The organism is Qipengyuania sp. Mu-71 (assembly GCF_036867055.1).
Taxonomy (GTDB): domain Bacteria; phylum Pseudomonadota; class Alphaproteobacteria; order Sphingomonadales; family Sphingomonadaceae; genus Qipengyuania; species Qipengyuania profunda.
In genome coordinates this window covers 2,018,324-2,034,839 of record NZ_JBAJHR010000001.1, presented here as the reverse complement: position 1 = coordinate 2,034,839, position 16,516 = coordinate 2,018,324, and the positions used below count along the sequence as shown (strand labels likewise).

At 64.4% G+C, this 16,516-nt stretch carries 18 protein-coding genes and 1 tRNA gene; 8 read left to right on the top strand and 11 right to left on the bottom strand.

From position 1 onward, the window contains the following. Positions 1-3: 3 nt before the first annotated feature. Genes V6B15_RS10070 through V6B15_RS10060 form a run of 3 tightly spaced genes read right to left on the bottom strand, consistent with a single transcriptional unit; the run spans position 4 to position 2,602 of the window. Entirely contained in the window at positions 4-1,314 is a 1,311-nt protein-coding gene (locus tag V6B15_RS10070; protein WP_334201032.1) for an SPOR domain-containing protein, read from the bottom strand. A gap of 39 nt (positions 1,315-1,353) precedes the next feature. Continuing rightward, the gene (locus V6B15_RS10065; RefSeq protein WP_253518808.1) at positions 1,354-1,863 is read right to left on the bottom strand and encodes a hypothetical protein; all 510 of its coding nucleotides are present in this window, start codon (positions 1,861-1,863) and stop codon (positions 1,354-1,356) included. A 22-nt stretch (positions 1,864-1,885) separates the two neighbouring features. Then, the gene (locus tag V6B15_RS10060) at positions 1,886-2,602 is read right to left on the bottom strand and encodes a ParA family protein (RefSeq protein WP_253518805.1); all 717 of its coding nucleotides are present in this window, start codon (positions 2,600-2,602) and stop codon (positions 1,886-1,888) included. Between the two features lie 230 nt (positions 2,603-2,832). Here V6B15_RS10060 and V6B15_RS10055 point away from each other — a divergent pair, with 230 nt between their 5' ends. From V6B15_RS10055 to bfr, 4 genes are all read left to right on the top strand, one after another. Next, positions 2,833-3,951 carry an SPOR domain-containing protein gene (locus V6B15_RS10055; protein WP_334201031.1) on the top strand — a complete coding sequence of 373 codons (1,119 nt, stop codon included), beginning with the start codon at positions 2,833-2,835 and terminating at the stop codon, positions 3,949-3,951. A 66-nt stretch (positions 3,952-4,017) separates the two neighbouring features. Beyond that, positions 4,018-5,307, top strand: coding sequence for a DUF418 domain-containing protein (locus V6B15_RS10050; protein ID WP_334201030.1), 1,290 nt, complete (start codon positions 4,018-4,020; stop codon positions 5,305-5,307). 82 nt (positions 5,308-5,389) lie between these two features. Further along, on the top strand, positions 5,390-5,578 hold the full coding sequence (locus V6B15_RS10045; RefSeq protein ID WP_253518781.1) for a (2Fe-2S)-binding protein: 189 nt from the start codon (positions 5,390-5,392) through the stop codon (positions 5,576-5,578). A gap of 124 nt (positions 5,579-5,702) precedes the next feature. Next, positions 5,703-6,194: a bacterioferritin gene (gene bfr / locus V6B15_RS10040; RefSeq protein ID WP_320180800.1), complete on the top strand. Its 492-nt coding sequence runs from the start codon at positions 5,703-5,705 to the stop codon at positions 6,192-6,194. An 86-nt stretch (positions 6,195-6,280) separates the two neighbouring features. Here bfr and V6B15_RS10035 read toward each other — a convergent pair whose 3' ends face one another. The 3 genes from V6B15_RS10035 to der all read right to left on the bottom strand — a co-directional run bounded on the left by V6B15_RS10035 (position 6,281) and on the right by der (position 8,509). Further along, positions 6,281-6,487 carry a hypothetical protein gene (locus V6B15_RS10035; protein ID WP_320180799.1) on the bottom strand — a complete coding sequence of 69 codons (207 nt, stop codon included), beginning with the start codon at positions 6,485-6,487 and terminating at the stop codon, positions 6,281-6,283. A gap of 118 nt (positions 6,488-6,605) precedes the next feature. Next, positions 6,606-7,106: a DUF2721 domain-containing protein gene (locus tag V6B15_RS10030; RefSeq protein WP_334201029.1), complete on the bottom strand. Its 501-nt coding sequence runs from the start codon at positions 7,104-7,106 to the stop codon at positions 6,606-6,608. A 2-nt stretch (positions 7,107-7,108) separates the two neighbouring features. After that, the gene (gene der, locus V6B15_RS10025) at positions 7,109-8,509 is read right to left on the bottom strand and encodes a ribosome biogenesis GTPase Der (RefSeq protein WP_334201028.1); all 1,401 of its coding nucleotides are present in this window, start codon (positions 8,507-8,509) and stop codon (positions 7,109-7,111) included. On the opposite strand from der, the gene V6B15_RS10020 reads away from it, so the two are divergent. Next, entirely contained in the window at positions 8,472-9,209 is a 738-nt protein-coding gene (locus V6B15_RS10020) for a CHAP domain-containing protein (RefSeq protein WP_442969018.1), read from the top strand. The genes der and V6B15_RS10020 overlap by 38 nt on opposite strands. Here V6B15_RS10020 and V6B15_RS10015 read toward each other — a convergent pair whose 3' ends face one another. Genes V6B15_RS10015 through V6B15_RS10005 form a run of 3 tightly spaced genes read right to left on the bottom strand, consistent with a single transcriptional unit; the run spans position 9,210 to position 9,946 of the window. Beyond that, a complete protein-coding gene (locus tag V6B15_RS10015; RefSeq protein ID WP_334201027.1) occupies positions 9,210-9,494 on the bottom strand; it encodes a DUF3297 family protein in 285 nt (94 codons plus the stop codon). It lies immediately after the preceding gene. Between the two features lie 39 nt (positions 9,495-9,533). Next, complete coding sequence (locus tag V6B15_RS10010) at positions 9,534-9,713, bottom strand: hypothetical protein (protein WP_253518763.1); 180 nt, start codon at positions 9,711-9,713, stop codon at positions 9,534-9,536. An 11-nt stretch (positions 9,714-9,724) separates the two neighbouring features. Next, complete coding sequence (locus V6B15_RS10005) at positions 9,725-9,946, bottom strand: hypothetical protein (RefSeq protein ID WP_334201026.1); 222 nt, start codon at positions 9,944-9,946, stop codon at positions 9,725-9,727. Between the two features lie 133 nt (positions 9,947-10,079). On the opposite strand from V6B15_RS10005, the gene V6B15_RS10000 reads away from it, so the two are divergent. Both V6B15_RS10000 and tig read left to right on the top strand, forming a co-directional pair. Beyond that, positions 10,080-10,164: transfer RNA gene (locus V6B15_RS10000), tRNA-Leu, on the top strand. Between the two features lie 63 nt (positions 10,165-10,227). Next, complete coding sequence (tig, locus tag V6B15_RS09995) at positions 10,228-11,805, top strand: trigger factor (protein WP_334201025.1); 1,578 nt, start codon at positions 10,228-10,230, stop codon at positions 11,803-11,805. A gap of 67 nt (positions 11,806-11,872) precedes the next feature. Here the strand turns inward: tig and V6B15_RS09990 are convergent, their stop codons facing one another. Together V6B15_RS09990 and V6B15_RS09985 are read right to left on the bottom strand one after the other, a co-directional pair. Beyond that, positions 11,873-13,216 carry a cation:proton antiporter gene (locus tag V6B15_RS09990; RefSeq protein ID WP_334201024.1) on the bottom strand — a complete coding sequence of 448 codons (1,344 nt, stop codon included), beginning with the start codon at positions 13,214-13,216 and terminating at the stop codon, positions 11,873-11,875. Positions 13,217-13,271: 55 nt separating this feature from the next. After that, positions 13,272-15,368, bottom strand: a complete 2,097-nt coding sequence (locus V6B15_RS09985) for a TonB-dependent receptor plug domain-containing protein (RefSeq protein WP_334201023.1) — start codon at positions 15,366-15,368, stop codon at positions 13,272-13,274. Between the two features lie 267 nt (positions 15,369-15,635). Between V6B15_RS09985 and V6B15_RS09980 the strand changes: the two genes are divergently transcribed. Continuing rightward, positions 15,636-16,331 (top strand): ATP-dependent Clp protease proteolytic subunit, encoded by a 696-nt coding sequence (locus V6B15_RS09980; RefSeq protein WP_253518732.1) that lies wholly within the window; start codon positions 15,636-15,638, stop codon positions 16,329-16,331. The last annotated feature ends 185 nt before the right edge of the window (positions 16,332-16,516 follow it).

Here is a 16,516-nt window from a genome sequence, read left to right as displayed (position 1 = left end):
CGACTAGCGTGCGGCGACCCGCATGTCACCGGCAACGACGTCGATTGCGCCGGGCAGCGGCCGGCTCGAGGCATAGGCGATGCAGCCGCCGCCCTTGCCCTTGACCGTGCGGCACATCGAATCGGCCGATGCCTTGGCGAAACCGGCAGCCGCGACGCGGTAGTAGATCTTGCCATTGACGCGCGCCTTGGTGATCACGCGCTCGGCATCGCCGAGTTCGGGATAGCGCTTCTGGAACTGCTTCCAGGCTTCATTGGCGTCCGACATCGAGAAGAACGAGCCGAGCTGGACGTTGTAGTCGCCGCTGCGGGTAGTGCTGGCGGGCGCTGCGGCACCCGCGACGCGCGGGGCAACGGGTTTGCGCGACTGGACCGGCGTTTGCTGGACCACTTCGCGCGAGACATAGCGAACACCGCCGATGCTCGGCGCAAGGCCGCCGTCGGCGAGCGCTGCGTCGGCACGATCGTCGATGGACGGCGCGGCGCCCACTGCGGGAAGTTCCTCGGCAAAGGCGAAATCGCCCTGCGGCTCGGCCACGGCCTCCAGCTCGCCCACTTCCTGCGCGGCCAGCATGTTGACGCTGGGATGATTGGCAAGGGCGAGCATCTGCGGCTGCCCCGGATCGGCCTGCGGCTCTACGCCGAGCAGATTGGCAACGCGGGTGGTAAAGGCTTCAGGGCGGACGACAGCGGCCCACTGGGCCATCCGATCGCCCACTTCGCCCGCGGGCACGTCTTCCGCCGCCATGATGCGCGCGGAGCGCCAATTGCCCTGCAGCGCATAGGCATAGGCGAGGTTCTGGCGAACCTTCGGTGTGTTCTGGCCCGCGCGCAGCGCATTGCTCAGCACATGAACGCCGTGGTCGGGACGACCGGCGAGCGCGATGGCCAGGCCGAAATCGGCCGGGTCGAGCGCGGTTTCGAACTGATCGAGCGTGGCCAGCGCGCCGACCTGATCACCAATGGCGATCTGCGCCAGCGTATAGCTGATAATGGTGCGCGGGGCGGTGTCGCCCAGCTCGACGGCCTCGGCGAAAGTCGTCGCGGCCGATGCGAAGCGCCCGTCTTCGAGATAGGCATTGCCCAGCAGCGTGCGCGAATAGGCGTCGCGCGGACTGGCGAGCACCGCCGCTTCGGCGTGCTGGACGGCCTTGGAGGTGCGGCCCTTGCTCAGTGCCTGTTCGGCATGCGCAGCCGAATAGGAATGGCTGGGTGCAGCCTTGCCGGTGCACGCCGTAAGCGCGGTCGTCGCCAGCGCCGTGGTGACGGCGAGCTGGACGAACCGCTTGTTCCTGGCTTTCGTCTCGATGCTCATAATTACCCCCTTGAAGGCGATCCCACGTCGTTAAAGTGCTTATTCGCCGCGCTGGACCTGGGCAGCGAGGCTTGCGATTTCGGGCATTTCGGCGAGCAACGCGTCAAGCGCGTCGGTCACCAGCTGCTGTGCGCTGCGACCGCGGACGGTGCAGGCGAGACGCAGCATAAGATGGCGTTCCTGGTCGAGTCGCAGCGTGAAGGCTGCGCGCTTGCCCTGCGCGGCGGCGGCCTTGCGGACCATCGGGCGGGGCTGGGCGGGGCGTTCGAGCTGCGCCTGGATCTTGGTCAGCGATTCCCGCACCTGATTGGGTGCGCCCGCTTCATTCGCGGCCCGCGAGGTAATCGCGACCACCTTTTCCTCGGCAGGATCGGCCGGGGCCTGCTCGCTCTCGCCCATGTCGTTCCAGCCGAGATCCTCGAGGCTGGCGGCGGCTTCCTTGCCGTCGACCGGGCCGAGGATCCCCGATTGGGGGCGCATGGCAGGCTTCGCGCCGCCCTTGCGTGCCAGCAGGGTCGAGGAAAGAGAGGCGAAATTGGCGTCAGACATCCGGGAGTCTCCGCCCTTCCTGTTACTGGGCTACGCGGCGGCCAAAGCCACCGGCAGGACGATGGACGCCGGGCATCGCGGATTGCGAATTGGGCGCGGCGAAGACCGTGCGGCGGAAGTTCTTTTCCAGACGGTCGGCGATATATTTCCACAGCGCAGTGACCTCGGCGGCCGAACGGCTTTCGGGGTCGACCTCCATCACCGTGCGGCCATCGATCATCGAGGCGGCGAAATCGGTGCGGTGGTGCAGGGTAATCGGCGCGACCGTGCCGTGCTGCGACAGCGCGACGGCGGCTTCCGAGGTGATCTTGGCCTTGGGCGTCGCGGCATTGACCACGAATACCAGCGGCTTGCCGGCGCGTTCGCACAGATCGACCGTGGCGCCCACGGCGCGCAGATCGTGCGGGCTGGGACGGGTCGGGACGACGATCAGTTCGGCGACCGAGATAACCGATTGGATGGCCATGGTGATGGCCGGCGGGGTGTCGATCACCGCCAGCTTGAAACCTTGCTGGCGCAGAATGGCCAGATCGGTTGCCAGGCGGGCGACGGTGGTCTGGGCGAATGCGGGATATTCATCCTCGCGCTCGTTCCACCAATCGGCGAGCGACCCCTGCGGATCGATATCGATCAGGACGACGGGACCGGCGCCGGCGCGCTGGGCCTGAACGGCCATATGTCCCGAGAGCGTGGTCTTGCCCGATCCGCCCTTCTGCGATGCCAATGCCAGTACACGCAAGACTTGGTCCCCCTGGTTTGCGCCAGTATTCAATTCACTCGTGCTGCTTTGCTTTGCAGCGCTCTTGTCATGGAAATCGCAGACTACCCCTAATTTTGGGTTAACCGGATGCGACTTTGGTCAGGGCCGAACGCAGCAAAACGCCTCGCAACACTTTGCTAACGAGTGATTTACTATAGGATGCCGCTGAACCGGCGCGTTCCCGCGCGTCGTTGCATGGGAAGGGTACGATGCTACGAGTGGCGAAAGCAGCATGGCTGGCCGGCGCAATGGCCGCGGCAACGATGGTTTCGGTTCCGGCGCTGGCCGACGTCAAAACCGGTGTCGATGCCTGGACGCGGGGCGATTTCGCCACCGCAGTGCGCGAATGGGCCGGGCCCGCTGCGCAGGGCGACCCCGATGCGCAGTTCAACATGGCGCAGGCCTATCGGCTAGGCCGCGGGCTCGACGCCGATCCGCAGCAGGCCGAGGCGCTCTATGCTTTGGCCGCGGCGCAGGGACATGTGAAGGCGGCGGACAATTACGGGCTGCTGCTGTTCCAGCGCGGCGCGCGCGAGGAAGCGCTGCCCTATGTTTCGGCCGCTGCCTCACGCGGCGATCCTCGCGCGCAATATCTTCTCGGCATCGCGCATTTCAACGGCGATCTCGTCGCGAAGGACTGGCGCCGCGCCTATGCGCTGCTGACGCTGGCCAATTCGGCGGGCTTGCCGCAGGCACGCGGCGCGCTGGCGCAGATGGACGAATATATCTCGCTCGAGGATCGACAGGCCGCACAGCCGCTCGCCGCATCGCTCAAGGCAGAGGCCGAAGCGGCGCGCGCGCGCGAACTGGCCGCGGTCGACCTCGCACTGGGCACCGATGCGCCGACCGGGCCGGTGGTCACCGCTCCCGCTCCCGCGCCGACGACGCGTCCCGCCGGGACCCCGCGTGTCGCGGGCAGTACCGCGGCATCTGCACCGGCAACCGCGGGGGCGGATTACACGCTTCCCGCCTCGCGCCCGACAGTCGTCGCGCGGCAGGACGAGGAAGCTCTTTCGCGCGAAGCGGTGGTCGTGGCGTCCAGCCCGGTTCCCTCATCTCCCGCGCCGGCCCCCGCCGCAGTCACACGCGTGGCAGCAGCCACTGGTCCGTGGAAGGTCCAGCTTGGCGCGTTTGGCGTGCCGGGCAATGCCGAACGGCTATGGAGCCAGCTGGCCGGTCGCAGCGAAATTGCCGGGCGCACCCGCCTGCTCGAGAAATCAGGGCGCCTGACCAAGCTGCTGGCAGGCGGCTATGCCACGCGCGATCAGGCGGCGGCGGCCTGTGCTTCGCTCAAGCGTAGCGGACAGGGCTGCCTCGTTACCCGCTAGCGCGCAAGCACATGGGTTGCTCTTCCGCTTGTCGGGGCTAAGGCCCGCAGGCGAAGGGGGCATCAGGTGAGCCAAGCGAACGATCGGGCGGCGATCGCCGATACTGCAGGGGACGATCCGCTGCCGAGCGCGCTCGCGGGCAACCGCATCGTCAGTCTCGATTTCATCCGCGGCATCGCCGTCATGGGTATCCTGGCGGCGAATATCGTTGCCTTCGGTCAGCCGTTTTCCGCCTATATGTACCCCGACGGCTTCCTCGTCCCGCACAGCGACGCGGAAGACTGGATGTGGGTGGCGCAATTCGTCCTGATCGACGGCAAGATGCGCGGCCTGTTCACGCTGCTGTTCGGCGCGGGGCTCTATCTGTTCATGGAGAAGGCCTGGGCCAAGGGCGAGGGACGCGAGCTTCAGGTCCGCCGCCTGTTCTGGCTGCTGCTGTTCGGGCTGGTGCATTTCTACCTGATCTGGCGTGGCGACATTCTGATCTATTATGCCGTGTTCGGCCTTGTCACGATGATCGGCATACGCTGGGCAGCCAAGACCCAGTTGATCGTCGGCTTGCTCGGATATGCTGCGGGGATCGCCATGGTCGCCAGCTTCACCGCTTCCCCCTATTTCATCGCCGAGACGGGGCTCGGCGAACAGCCCGCCTATGCCGAATTGCGCGAGCAACTGGCCGCGGACAAGCAAACCACGCTCGAAGAGGGACTGGCCGAGCGGCAGGTCATCGCCGAAGGCTCCTACCCGGACTACGTGCGCCACAACATCACGGATCATGGCGGCGACCCGCTGTTCGGACTGTTCCTCTTCGCGTTCGAATCCGTACCGCTGATGCTGATCGGCATGGCGCTTTACCGCTTCGGCCTGTTCAGCGTCGGCATGAACCCGGGCAGGCAATTGCGCTGGGGACTGGCCGGTATCGCGATCGGAAGCGCGGTGACCCTGCTGATCGCGCTGTGGGTCAAGGGGATCGGGTTCTCCTACTGGAGCACGCTCGCCGCTTTCATGAGCTTTTCGATGCTCCCGCGCCTGCCCGTCGTTCTCGGCCTCGCCGCAGTGCTCGCGGTGGTCGGTACGCGCACATCGGGCTGGCTGGCGGAGCGGATTTCGGCGGCAGGACGTGCGGCGTTCACCAATTACATCGGCACGTCGCTGGTCATGCTGCTGGTGTTCCACGGCTGGGCAGGCGGGCTTTATGGCGAGCTGGGGCGCAGCGAGCTCTATCTCGTCATGCTCGCCACCTGGGCGCTCATGCTGCTGTGGTCGAAACCGTGGCTGGGGCGTTTCCGTTTCGGCCCGCTCGAATGGTTGTGGCGCTGCCTGACCTATTGGCAGGCTTTTCCGCTGCGGCGCTGAGCGCGCCGTGGAAAACGATGCTTGATAATGAGAACGACTCTCACTAGAACTGCTCATGCGAGTCAATCGCAGGAGTTGTCGAGTGTACGTCTGCATCTGTAACGCGATCCGGGAAAGCGAACTGCGCCGTGCTGCGCGCCATGTCTCGGGTGATGCCGAAGCGTGCTATGCTGCGCTGGGCAAGGCACCGTGCTGCGGAACCTGTCTCGACGATGCCGACGACATCCTGCAGGAAGAACGCGAGTTCGGTCTCGTCTCTGCCGCGGCGTGACTTTCCGCTAACAAGAATTGCTCGCAACTGGCGGAATTACGCCGATTTTTCGACCTTCGACCTTGCCAAGCGCTGGTGGAGAAGCGCATAGCTGCGCCGCATCCAGCAGCCAGGAGACAGGGCCATGAAAGGCGATTCCAAGGTTATCGAGTTCCTCAACAAGGCGCTCACCAACGAATTGACCGCGATCAATCAGTACTGGCTGCATTACCGCGTGCTGGCCGATTGGGGCGTGACCAAGCTCGCCGAATACGAGCGCCACGAATCGATCGACGAGATGAAGCATGCCGACATCCTCGCCGAGCGGATCCTGTTCCTCAACGGGCTCCCCAACTTCCAGGCGATCCACAAGCTCAAGGTAGGCGAGACGGTCGAGGAAATCCTCAGGGCCGATCTGGCAATGGAAATGGAAGCGATCCCGCTGCTCAAGGAAGCGGCGGATTATTGTCAGGACGTGCGCGACTTTACCACGGGCCAGATTTTCGAAGACATCCTCGCCAGCGAGGAAGAGCATGTCGACTTCCTCGAAACGCAATTCGACATGATCGCACGGATGGGGCTGGAAAACTACGTCCAGCTCAACAGCAAGCCGGTGGGCGAGGGCGAAGCGGGCTGAACAAGAGCCGGCTCATTCGGAGCCAGGCTATCTCACCCTCCTTGCCACGCCTCGTCCCCCTGTGTTCGGTCCCGAGATAACGCCGGTCAGGTGACGCGCCAGAAGGTCGCGTGGACGCCGCCGTGCTTGGACAGACGGGCCAGCCGCTGCTCGCCATCCCAGATTTCCGCATCGCCTGTGCCGACGTTGATATCGGCTATCGTCAATGCGGTGGCGATGTCGAGTGCTTCGAGCGCGAACTGGTCGTCCACGCGATTGGCATGCCCGTGGATCGAAACGCGGAGTTTGCTCATATCTCACCTCCTTGCCCCGCCGCGCTTTATGACAGGTGGAGATGAACCGTGGCCGACGTTTCTACGCCAATCGTCGCGCAAATGACTTCGGTCGGTCGCGCGCGGGACCCAAACCGCGTCAGGACTTGGCGGCGGCCCGGCGTTCGCGAATCCGTTCACGGTTGCGGCGGGCTGCGGTGCGGGTTTCCATCAGGAACGACGCGAGCCCAGCAACAAGCAGTCCCATGCACATCACCCACGTCGCGGCGACCAGCGTGCCGAGCGGTGTGGTGACGAAGGCGCTCACGAACAATAAGACGATGACCACGCTGATCGCCAGCGCGGAAGCGGTGCTGAACATGACCGCGCGCTGGGCGTAATTGCGGCGCATTTCCAGCGCGGGCAGTTCGGCGCGCATCGCGTCGACATCGCCGTCCTCGCTGGCGTTGAGAATGCGCTCGATCTTGTTGGCGACCCAGATCAGCCGGTTGGTCATGACGTTCATCACCGCGCCGATCCCAGCGAGCAGGAAGGCCGGCGCGAGGCTGAGCTGGACGACCTGCTGGACGCGCAAGGTCGAACTGGTGCGCTCGATCAGCTCGAAGGCGCCGACGCCAGACAGGATGTCGAGCGGCGGCAAACTCAATCCTTCTGGAAGGGGTTCTTTGGGCTCTTGAGCACCACGCGTACCGGCACGGCATCGAAGCCCAGCTTGTCGCGGATGCCGTTGACCAGATACCGCTCGTAGCTTTTGGGGAGCATGTCGAGCCGCGTACCGAACACCACGAAGCGTGGCGGGCGGATGCTGGCCTGCGTGATATAGCGCAGCTTGATCCGCTTGCCCTTGGGTGCGGGCGGCGGATTAGCTTCCAGTGCATCGTCGAACCACCGGTTGAGCGCGGCGGTCGGTACACGGCGGCTCCATGCTTCGCGCAGGTCGAACGCCGCGCCGAGCATCTGGTCGATGCCCTTGCCGGTCTTCGCGCTCACGGCGAACAGCGGCACTCCGCGAACCTGCGCCAGACCTTCGTTGAGCGCTTCGCGGATGCCGTTGAACAGCGCGCTGGCGCCTTCGGCGACATCCCACTTGTTGATCGCGATCATCAGCGCGCGCCCTTCCTCGAGCACCATGCTGGCAATCTTGAGATCCTGCGATTCGAGACCGCGGGTGGCATCGAGCAGCAGCACGACGACCTCGGCGAAGTCGACCGCGCGGCGGGCATCGGCGACCGAAAGCCGTTCCAGCTTGTCGATGACCTGCGCCTTCTTGCGCATGCCCGCGGTGTCGATCAGCCGGATTTCGCGGTCTTCGCCGCTACGCGGGTCATGCCATTCCCAATCGACCGCAATCGAATCGCGCGTGATCCCGGCTTCGGGGCCGGTCAGCAGGCGGTCTTCGCCCAGCATGCGGTTGATTAGCGTCGACTTGCCCGCATTGGGGCGGCCGACGATGGCCAGCTTGAGCGGTCCGGCAAGCAGCGCCTCTTCGTCTTCTTCGCTCAATTCGAGCGTTTCGGCAGCCGCCTCGGCCTTGTCACCGATGATCGGCCAGAGCCGTTCGAACAGGTCGCCGATACCTTCGCCATGTTCGGCGCTGATGCCCGCCGGTTCGCCAAAGCCGAGCGAGAAGCTTTCATAGATGCCGGCGTCGCCCTGCGTGCCTTCCGCCTTATTGGCGACGAGCACTACGGGGACCGACTGTCCGCGCAGCCAGCGGGCGATTTCCTCGTCAAGCGGGGTCAGGCCGACGCGCGCGTCGAACACGAACATCGCGGCATCCGCGCCCTCGAGGCTGACTTCGGTCTGCATGCGCATCCGGCCGGGCAGGCTGGCGGGGTCTTCGTCCTCCCATCCGGCAGTGTCGACCACCCGAAACTCGAGCCCGGCGATTTCCGCATCGCCGAAGCGCCGGTCGCGCGTGACGCCGGGCTGGTCGTCGACCAGCGCCAGGCGCTTGCCCACGAGCCGATTGAACAGCGTCGATTTGCCGACATTGGGCCGGCCGATGATGATCACCGTTGGCTTGGAGGAGGAGGGCACCATGATGGCACGGCAAGTGGCGCTTTGCGCGCCGCTTTGCAAGCGGCAGCAGGGATCATGGTTAAATCGCGTTAACCGTAAGTGGAAAGATCGCGATAAGCTTAACCGGCATAATCCTGCCGGTATGAGGAAGAATCTTGCCGTGATCGCCTTACTTGCCTGCGCTACACCTGCGCTTGCCGAGGACTTCGACAACTTCGCCGCCCAAGGCGCAGAGCTGGACGCGTACCTCCAGTGCGTACCCTATGCGCGCGATGTCTCAGGTATCCAGATCTACGGCGATGCGCATACCTGGTGGGACCAGGCGCGAGGCCGCTACGCCACCGGCTCGACGCCGCGTCCCGGCGCGGTGATGGCCTTCAGTGCGCATCGCAATATGCAGTTGGGTCATGTGGCCGCGGTCAGCCGGGTGCTCGATTCGCGGCGGGTGCTGCTCGATCACGCCAATTGGTCGCCGATCAACGGCCGCCGCGGTCAGATCGAAAAGGATGTGCTCGCGGTCGACGTTTCGCCCAACAATGACTGGAGCGAGGTGCGCGTCTGGTACGCCCCGCTGGGCAAGGTCGGTACGACGGCATGGCCGGTAGATGGCTTCATCTATAGCGATCGGCAGCCGCAGCCGCGCCGCCAGATCGCAATGGCCCCGGCGCGCAAGCAAACCTCGAAGAGGTTCCTCAGCGCCTTTGCCGATTTCGCAGACTGATCAGTCGGCCTTGGCCACCGGCGGTTCGTCGCCCATATCTTCAAACCAGGCTTCGACCGGACCCGTCAGCTTGATCGTCAGCGGCTTGCCGCGGCGATCCACGGTCTTGCCTGCCTGAACGCGCACCCAGCCTTCGGAAATCGAATATTCCTCGATATCGGTGCGCTGCTTGCCCTTGAAGCGGATGCCGACGCCGCGCTCGAGCGCTTTCATCTGGAAATGCTCGCTATCCGGATTGACCGAAAGGTGATCGGGCGGGGTCTGGCTTTTGGTTTCTTCGCTCATGGCGCGCGCCGATACTGCGACGCGCGCGCGCGGGCAAGATCAATCGGGCGGCGGGGGTGTTTCATCGGGACCGCGGTCGGGCTCGTCGAAGTCGGGTTGCGGCGGCTCGAAACCGGGCGGTTCATGCATAGGTGCCTCGTCGGGCGGACTCGCTGGCGGCATCTCGTCGGGTGCGCCGGGATTGATGGTGTCGGGATCGGGGTCGGGTTGCGTCGCCATAGATGGTATCCTCAATCGGGTGGCGGACTGTCGAGCGCGGCTTCACCCGCACCGTCGCGCCCGCCTTCTTGCGCGTTGCCGAGCGCTTTCTCGACTTCGATCTTTTCGTCTTCGGTGTCTTCTGCAGCTAGCTCGCCATCGGCCTTCGTTCTGGCCGGACTTTCCTGCTTTGCCCCGGGATCGATGACCGGCGGAGTATTGGCCGGCGGCTTGGGTTTATCGTAGTCGTTCATGATTACAAAACGCGTGCGCGCGCAAAGCCGTTCCCTCACCCGTCGCCGCGCTTGCGCATTTGGTCGCATCCTACTAGAGGCACGCGCCTACACGCGTAGCGCATGTCGCCAACGCGCAGCTTCGTTCGGGTTAGCGGGCGTGGCGGAACTGGTAGACGCGCTGGTTTTAGGTACCAGTATCGAAAGATGTGGGGGTTCGAGTCCCTTCGCCCGCACCAGTGCCGCCGCCGCGCGAATCCCCTTGCACATAGTCGCTTTTGGAAAGTCACGAGTTTCAACCCATGCAGATCAAAGAGACCGCCAACGAGGGCCTCAAGCGCGCCTACACCGTCACCATTCCTGCCAAGGAAATCGACGAGCGCGTCAACAGCGAAGTCAAGAAGATCGCCCCGCAGGTGAAGATGCCCGGCTTCCGCCCGGGCAAGGTGCCGGCGAACCTGGTCCGCAAGATGCACGGCGAACAGCTGCACGCGCAGATGGTCAACGACATGATCCGCGAATCGGTCGACAAGGTGATGGCCGACAACAAGCTGCGCCCTGCGATGCAGCCGAAGGTGGAAATCGACGAGGGCTATGAAGAAGGCAAGGATGCCTCGCTCAGCGTCGAAGTCGAAATCCTTCCCGAAATCGACGCTCCCGAAGTGGATGGCCTCGAACTCGAACGCCTGACCGTTCCGGTGACCGACGAGCAGGTCATGGAAGCAGTCGAGCGGATCGCGTCGAACAACAAGAGCTATAAGGACGCCGCCAAGACCAAGAAGGCCGGCGATGGCGACCAGCTGATCATCGATTTCGTCGGCCGTGTCGACGGCACCGAATTCGAAGGCGGCAAGGCCGAGAACACCCCGCTGGTGATCGGCTCGGGCCAGTTCATCCCCGGCTTCGAAGAACAGCTCACGGGCGTGAAGACCGGCGACACCAAGACCATCACGGTCACCTTCCCCGACGATTACCCGGCGGAAAACCTCAAGGGCAAGGATGCCGAATTCGACATCACCGTCCAGCAGGTCAAGGTCCCGACCGACACTGCGATCGACGACGAGTTCGCCAAGAACCTCGGCCTCGAGGATCTCGCCAAGCTCAAGGAACTGCTGCGCGGCCAGCTCGAGCAGGAAACTGCCGGCCTCACCCGCACGCAGATGAAGCGCCAGCTGCTCGACACGCTCGCCGCCGGTCACGATTTCGCCGTGCCGCAGGGCATGGTCGAAGCCGAATTCGAACAGATCTGGGCCCAGCTCCAGCAGGAAGCCGCGCAGTCGGACGATGCCGAAGCCATGCTCAAGGAAATGGAAGACGAGAAGGACGACTATCGCAAGATCGCCGAACGCCGTGTCCGCCTTGGCCTGCTGCTGTCGGAAATCGGCCAGAAGAACGGCGTCGAGGTCAATGCCAACGAGATGAACATGCTCATCCAGCAGGCAGCGCAGCAATATCGCGCCGAAGACCGCGAGCGGTTCGTCCAGTACGTCCAGTCCGAGCCGATGGCCGCCGCCCAGCTGCGCGCGCCGCTCTATGAGGACAAGGTCGTCGACTTCCTGTTCGACAAGGCCGAGATCACCGACCGGGAAGTGACCCGCGAGGAACTCGAAGCCGCGATCGAAGCGGAAGAGACCACCGAGGAAAAGCCGAAGAAGAAGGCCCCGGCCAAGAAGGCCGCCGCGAAGAAGGCTCCGGCCAAGAAGGATGCTGCCAAGGACGCGGACGACAAGCCCGCCGCCAAGAAGGCGCCCGCCAAGAAGGCCGCGCCGAAGAAGGCTGCTTCCGCCAAGGACGAGGACAAGGCTCCGGCGAAGAAGCCCGCTGCCAAGAAGCCGGCCGCCAAGAAAGCGCCTGCCAAGAAGGCCGCCGCAAAGAAATAATCCCGCACCAACGGGTTACGCGAGGGGCGGCGGACTACGGTTCGCCGCCCCTTGTCGTTGGGCGATGTTATTCCGGCTTTACCGCCTCGGGCGATAGGGCTTCCATGCTGGTATCCTGCCCGGCATGGACATGCGCACGGCGGTTCTCGACATGGCGGATAAGCGGGCCCGAAACGACGCCGTGGACCACGATCGATAGCAGGATGGTGAAGCTTACCGTGGCCCATAGCAGGTCGATCTGGGCAAAGTCGGCGTGGTTCTGGCCATAGGCGAGATAATAGATCGAGCCCATGCCGCGTACCCCGAGGAACGCCACCGCCAGCTTGCCGACCATTGGCAGATCGCAGTTCAGTTCTGCGAGCAGACCCGCAATCGGGCGGATGATGAAGATCAGCGCAATCCCGACCAGCGCGGCGGGCCAGGTCAGCGCGGACAGCACGCCGCTTGCCAGCATCGCTCCAAAGCCGAACAGCACCGCGACCAGCACGATCTGCTCGATCTGGTCGATGAAGTGGTGGCTGATCTTGTGATAGCGGCTGCGGTTCTCGCGCTGGCGGGCGGTCACGGCGCCGACGAAGACAGCGAGGAAGCCGTAGCCTTCAACCAGTTCGGCCAGTCCATAGGCGAGCAGCAGCGTGCCAAGCACGATCAATCCCTCGCTGGTCGAATAGCTGGGCTGGGCGGCGCTCTCGCTGGCCTCGTCGATCTCTTCCATGGGAGAATCGGCTTCGCGTTCGAAGACATACCACGAGCCGATGCGGCCGACGGCCCAGCCGACCGCGCAGCCCATCACGATCCGCCAGCCAAGGTCGAGCGCGGCCCATTCGAGCGTCCAGCCGCCCAGCGTGGTCATCCCGACCGCGGCAATCGCCAGATAGGTGAAGGGGAAGGCGAAGCCGTCGTTGAGCCCGGCTTCGACCGTCAGGCTGAACCGGACGTCGTGCCGCTGGTCCTCGCCCGGCGGGCCGACCTGGACGCTGCGCGCCAACACCGGATCGGTCGGGGCCAGGGCTGCGCCGAGCAGGATCGCACTGGCGGGGGCCAGTCCCAGGCCCCACCAGCCGAGCAGCGCCACCGCGCCGATCGTCAGCGGCATGGCGATCACGAGCAGCGGCCAGATCTGGCGCCAGTTGACCCAACTGACGGGCCGGTCGATCGCGATCCCGGCGGCCATTAGCGAAGCGATGACGATGAACTCGGTGGCATATTCCAGCGTCATCGCATCGAACCCGTCGACCGTCGGGTTGAAATGCGGCAGCCCCAGCGGCAACGACCACACCGCGAACCCGACCGCGACATAGAGGATCGGTAGCGACAGCCAGTAGCGCGCCAGCCACCGCTCGAGCGTGACGGCCAGCGTCAGCCCGGCGCCGAAAACGACGAACATCACAATACGCGGATCGAATTCCAAGATGGTCTCCCTTGTTCCGCCTAACGCGTGGAACGCGGGAGGGGTCCGCGCGGCGCTAGAAATCCCCGCTGACGGTCAGGCGGAAGATCGGGCCGATGCGGCGATCCTGATACTCCTCGAAGCGGATATCGCCATCGGGGCGCTCGCCGTCATAGACCGTGCGGCGGAAGTAATTGCGCGCGCCGAGCAGATTGCTCGCTCGGGCCTGAACCGTGAGGCCGAACACATCCTTGTGCTCGATAAACAGCCCGCCCCACACAGGGCCTTCCCATTCGCGGCCCTCCTCGTATCGCCGCGCATAGGGCGCCGGGTCATCGTGATCGAGGCTTGCGCCCCACGCCCAGGCGCTGCCGGGAATGTCGTGGCGGAAATCGATCTCGAAGGCGCCTTCCTGGTCGTAGGAGAAGGGGCGCTCCAGACCGGTGAAGGGATCGGTGACATTCATGAACCGCTTGATCACCTCGACATCGAGCCGTGCGCCGCGAAACCCGACGGGGTCGAGGTTGAGCGTCGCATTGGCCTGCAGATGGAGGCGGTCCGCATCGCCGATATTGCCGCGCGCCTCGCCGCCATTGGGCAGCGGGAACCAGTCGATGAAATCTTCGAACCACGCCTTGCGGGCTTCCAGCTTGATCGAGCCCCACGGACCGAAGGTCTTGTTGGCTTCGATCTCGACATTGTAGCTCTGGTAGGGGACGAGCTCGCTATTGCCGCCGTTCTGATTATCGTTGTTGAGCGATACCGAGGCGAGGAAATCTCCGAAGGACAGCTGGCTGACGCGTTTCGCCAGGGTAACCGAGACGTCGAAATCGTCGCGCGGTTTCCAGGTCGCGGCGAACGATCCCTTGGGCCGCTTGAAGCTGCGCGAATTGGCGGCAAAGCCGGTCTGCTCGATGGTCGAGAATTCCATTGCTCCGATCAGCTGGACCGACAGGGTGCGTGACAGGGACCGCGAGACGCTGAGGCTGGCTTCGTAGCGATCTTCGGTCACCCCGCCGGTGCCTTGCGGGAAGGCGCGCTCGACGAATTCGTCGCCGGGGTCCAGTTCGAACAGCCTCGAACGCCGGTCGAGCCGGTTGAAGGCGGCCTCGCCCGACAGCTGCCAGTCGGCCTTCCACAACCGCCAGTCATATTCGAAGCGGCCGATACGCTCGCCCTCGCCGTTGGTCTGCTGGAAGCGCGAGCCCCGCGACGGGCTGCCGTCGGAGAACCTGTCGATCAGTGTCGAGGCGTAATTATCGCGCTCGAACCGCTCGAGGCCGATCAGCTTGAGCGAGCCGGGGCCGAAGGGAAACTGGATGTCGCCGCCCAGTTCGTAGAACGGACCGTCTTCATCGGTCCGCGATTCGCGGGTGCGAGTTTCGCCCGATGCGCGCGTCCCGGTTTCGGGTTCCTGGCGCGAATAGTAGTCTACCCCGTAGCTGAGGTTGAGATTGGCCAATACGCCGCCGCCGAAATCGTAGGAGAAGGCGGTCGAGAGCTTGGGGTTGTCGAACCGGCCCGAAAACTTGGTGTCCTGCAGTTCGATCAGCGCCCCGTCGCGATCGGTGATGGTGACCGGCCCATCGGCGCCGAAGCGGTTGTTCTCGTTCGACAGCGAGACCGTGTAATCGAGCGCGCCGCTGCTGCCGATCACCGAGATTTCGCCGCCGAAGAGCTGCGCCGCGGTATTGTACGGGCGAAAACCGGTCGTCCATTCGAACTGCCCGGAGGAGCCGGTGGTGGTATAGACGACATTGGCGACCTGCCCGGTCAGGCCCGGGATGCTGGTGGCGTTGCCGTCGAGAATCTCGATCCGAATTACATCGGGTGCGGGGATGCGGCGCAGCTGGTCGTGCACGCTTTCGGACTTGCTCGACAAGCGCTCGCCATTGACGATCACGTTCTGCGTCGCCTGGCCAAGCCCGCGCTGGCCCTGGTCATTGCCCCCGCTGATCGAGAAGCCGGGGATGCGATCGACCATGTCGAGCGCATTGCGCGGTGCGAACTGGTCGAAATAGGCCGGCTCGAACACCTGCGCGCCGGCACTTGGCGCAGTTGCCGGGGTGGCGGTATCCGCCACATCGTCGCTGCCCTGGGCATGGGCCGGCGCATGCGCAGCGGCAATCAGCGCAAGGGTAGACGCTGCCAGCGTCAACGAATGTAAAGTCATGGTTTATTAGCCTCCCCGCCATCTCGTCGAGCGTTCGTCTACGAGTGTAGGCGAGCGGGCCAATGGCGCCTCGACCGATGTCGTTCCACGTCCGACAAACGGATTCCTGACAGCCACCTGTAGTGTATGCCTCTCCATATAGGCCGAGAAAGTGCCCCGATCTTGGCCGCATCCGACATATCCGCGGCTTTCGAGGGTTAAGGCCCTTGAACATCCCGGGATGCATGGCGACATAGGCGGCCAATTGACCCGACAAGAGGACTATTCATGATCGACCTGTTCGGCAGCAACGCCCACGGCGCGCAGGGCCAGTTCACCACCGATCCCGTAACCGGTGCGCTCGTGCCCGTGGTGGTCGAACAGACCAGCCGCGGCGAACGCAGCTTCGACATCTTCAGCCGCCTGCTGCGCGAACGCATCGTGTTCGTGACCGGCCAGGTCGAAGACGGCATGGCTTCGCTCATCACCGCGCAGCTGCTGTTCCTCGAAAGCGAGAACCCTTCGAAGCCGATCAGCATGTACATCAATTCGCCGGGCGGCGTGGTGACCGCCGGCATGGCGATCCATGACACGATGCAATACATCAAGCCGCGCGTGTCGACGGTGTGCATGGGTCAGGCCGCGAGCATGGGTTCGTTCCTGCTTGCCGCGGGCGAGCCGGGGATGCGGATCGCGCTGCCCAATGCGCGGATCATGGTCCACCAGCCTTCGGGCGGCGCGCGCGGCATGGCCTCGGATATCGAGATCCAGGCCCGCGAGATCCTGCGCATCAAGAAGCGCATGAACGACCTCTATGTGAAATACACCGGCCAGAGCCTCGACGATATCGAGAAGGCGATGGACCGCGATACCTTCCTCGAAGCCGATGAGGCGATGAAGTTCGGTATCGTCGACAAGGTATTCGAAACCCGTCCCGAATCCGAAAACGGCGATGCCGAAGGTTCGGGCGGCGCGCCCGAATAGGACGGCACTCAGGTTCCGGCGCGGGTAGTGTGCCCGCGCGGGACTGTTGCAAGAATGTCGTAGGAATTGGGCAACCCTGCCGCTTCAGACTGTGGCAAGGGGTGTGTGATACCTGGGATATTGACCCATACCCTATGGCCCCTACAGTCTGGAGCCTTCTGATGGGGACGCGGGAAAGACGTTAG

Bases quoted from the DNA above. Each gene is read 5' to 3' on its own strand.
- V6B15_RS10055 (WP_334201031.1), top strand. From the start codon at position 2,833: ATGCTACGAGTGGCGAAAGCAGCATGGCTGGCCGGCGCAATGGCCGCG.
- der (WP_334201028.1), bottom strand. From the start codon at position 8,509: ATGGTGCCCTCCTCCTCCAAGCCAACGGTGATCATCATCGGCCGGCCC.
- V6B15_RS10015 (WP_334201027.1), bottom strand. From the start codon at position 9,494: ATGAGCGAAGAAACCAAAAGCCAGACCCCGCCCGATCACCTTTCGGTC.
- V6B15_RS10070 (WP_334201032.1), bottom strand. From the start codon at position 1,314: ATGAGCATCGAGACGAAAGCCAGGAACAAGCGGTTCGTCCAGCTCGCC.
- V6B15_RS10020 (WP_442969018.1), top strand. From the start codon at position 8,472: ATGATGATCACCGTTGGCTTGGAGGAGGAGGGCACCATGATGGCACGG.
- V6B15_RS09985 (WP_334201023.1), bottom strand. From the start codon at position 15,368: ATGACTTTACATTCGTTGACGCTGGCAGCGTCTACCCTTGCGCTGATT.
- V6B15_RS10010 (WP_253518763.1), bottom strand. From the start codon at position 9,713: ATGGCGACGCAACCCGACCCCGATCCCGACACCATCAATCCCGGCGCA.
- V6B15_RS09980 (WP_253518732.1), top strand. From the start codon at position 15,636: ATGATCGACCTGTTCGGCAGCAACGCCCACGGCGCGCAGGGCCAGTTC.
- bfr (WP_320180800.1), top strand. From the start codon at position 5,703: ATGAAAGGCGATTCCAAGGTTATCGAGTTCCTCAACAAGGCGCTCACC.
- V6B15_RS10005 (WP_334201026.1), bottom strand. From the start codon at position 9,946: ATGAACGACTACGATAAACCCAAGCCGCCGGCCAATACTCCGCCGGTC.
- V6B15_RS10065 (WP_253518808.1), bottom strand. From the start codon at position 1,863: ATGTCTGACGCCAATTTCGCCTCTCTTTCCTCGACCCTGCTGGCACGC.
- tig (WP_334201025.1), top strand. From the start codon at position 10,228: ATGCAGATCAAAGAGACCGCCAACGAGGGCCTCAAGCGCGCCTACACC.
- V6B15_RS10035 (WP_320180799.1), bottom strand. From the start codon at position 6,487: ATGAGCAAACTCCGCGTTTCGATCCACGGGCATGCCAATCGCGTGGAC.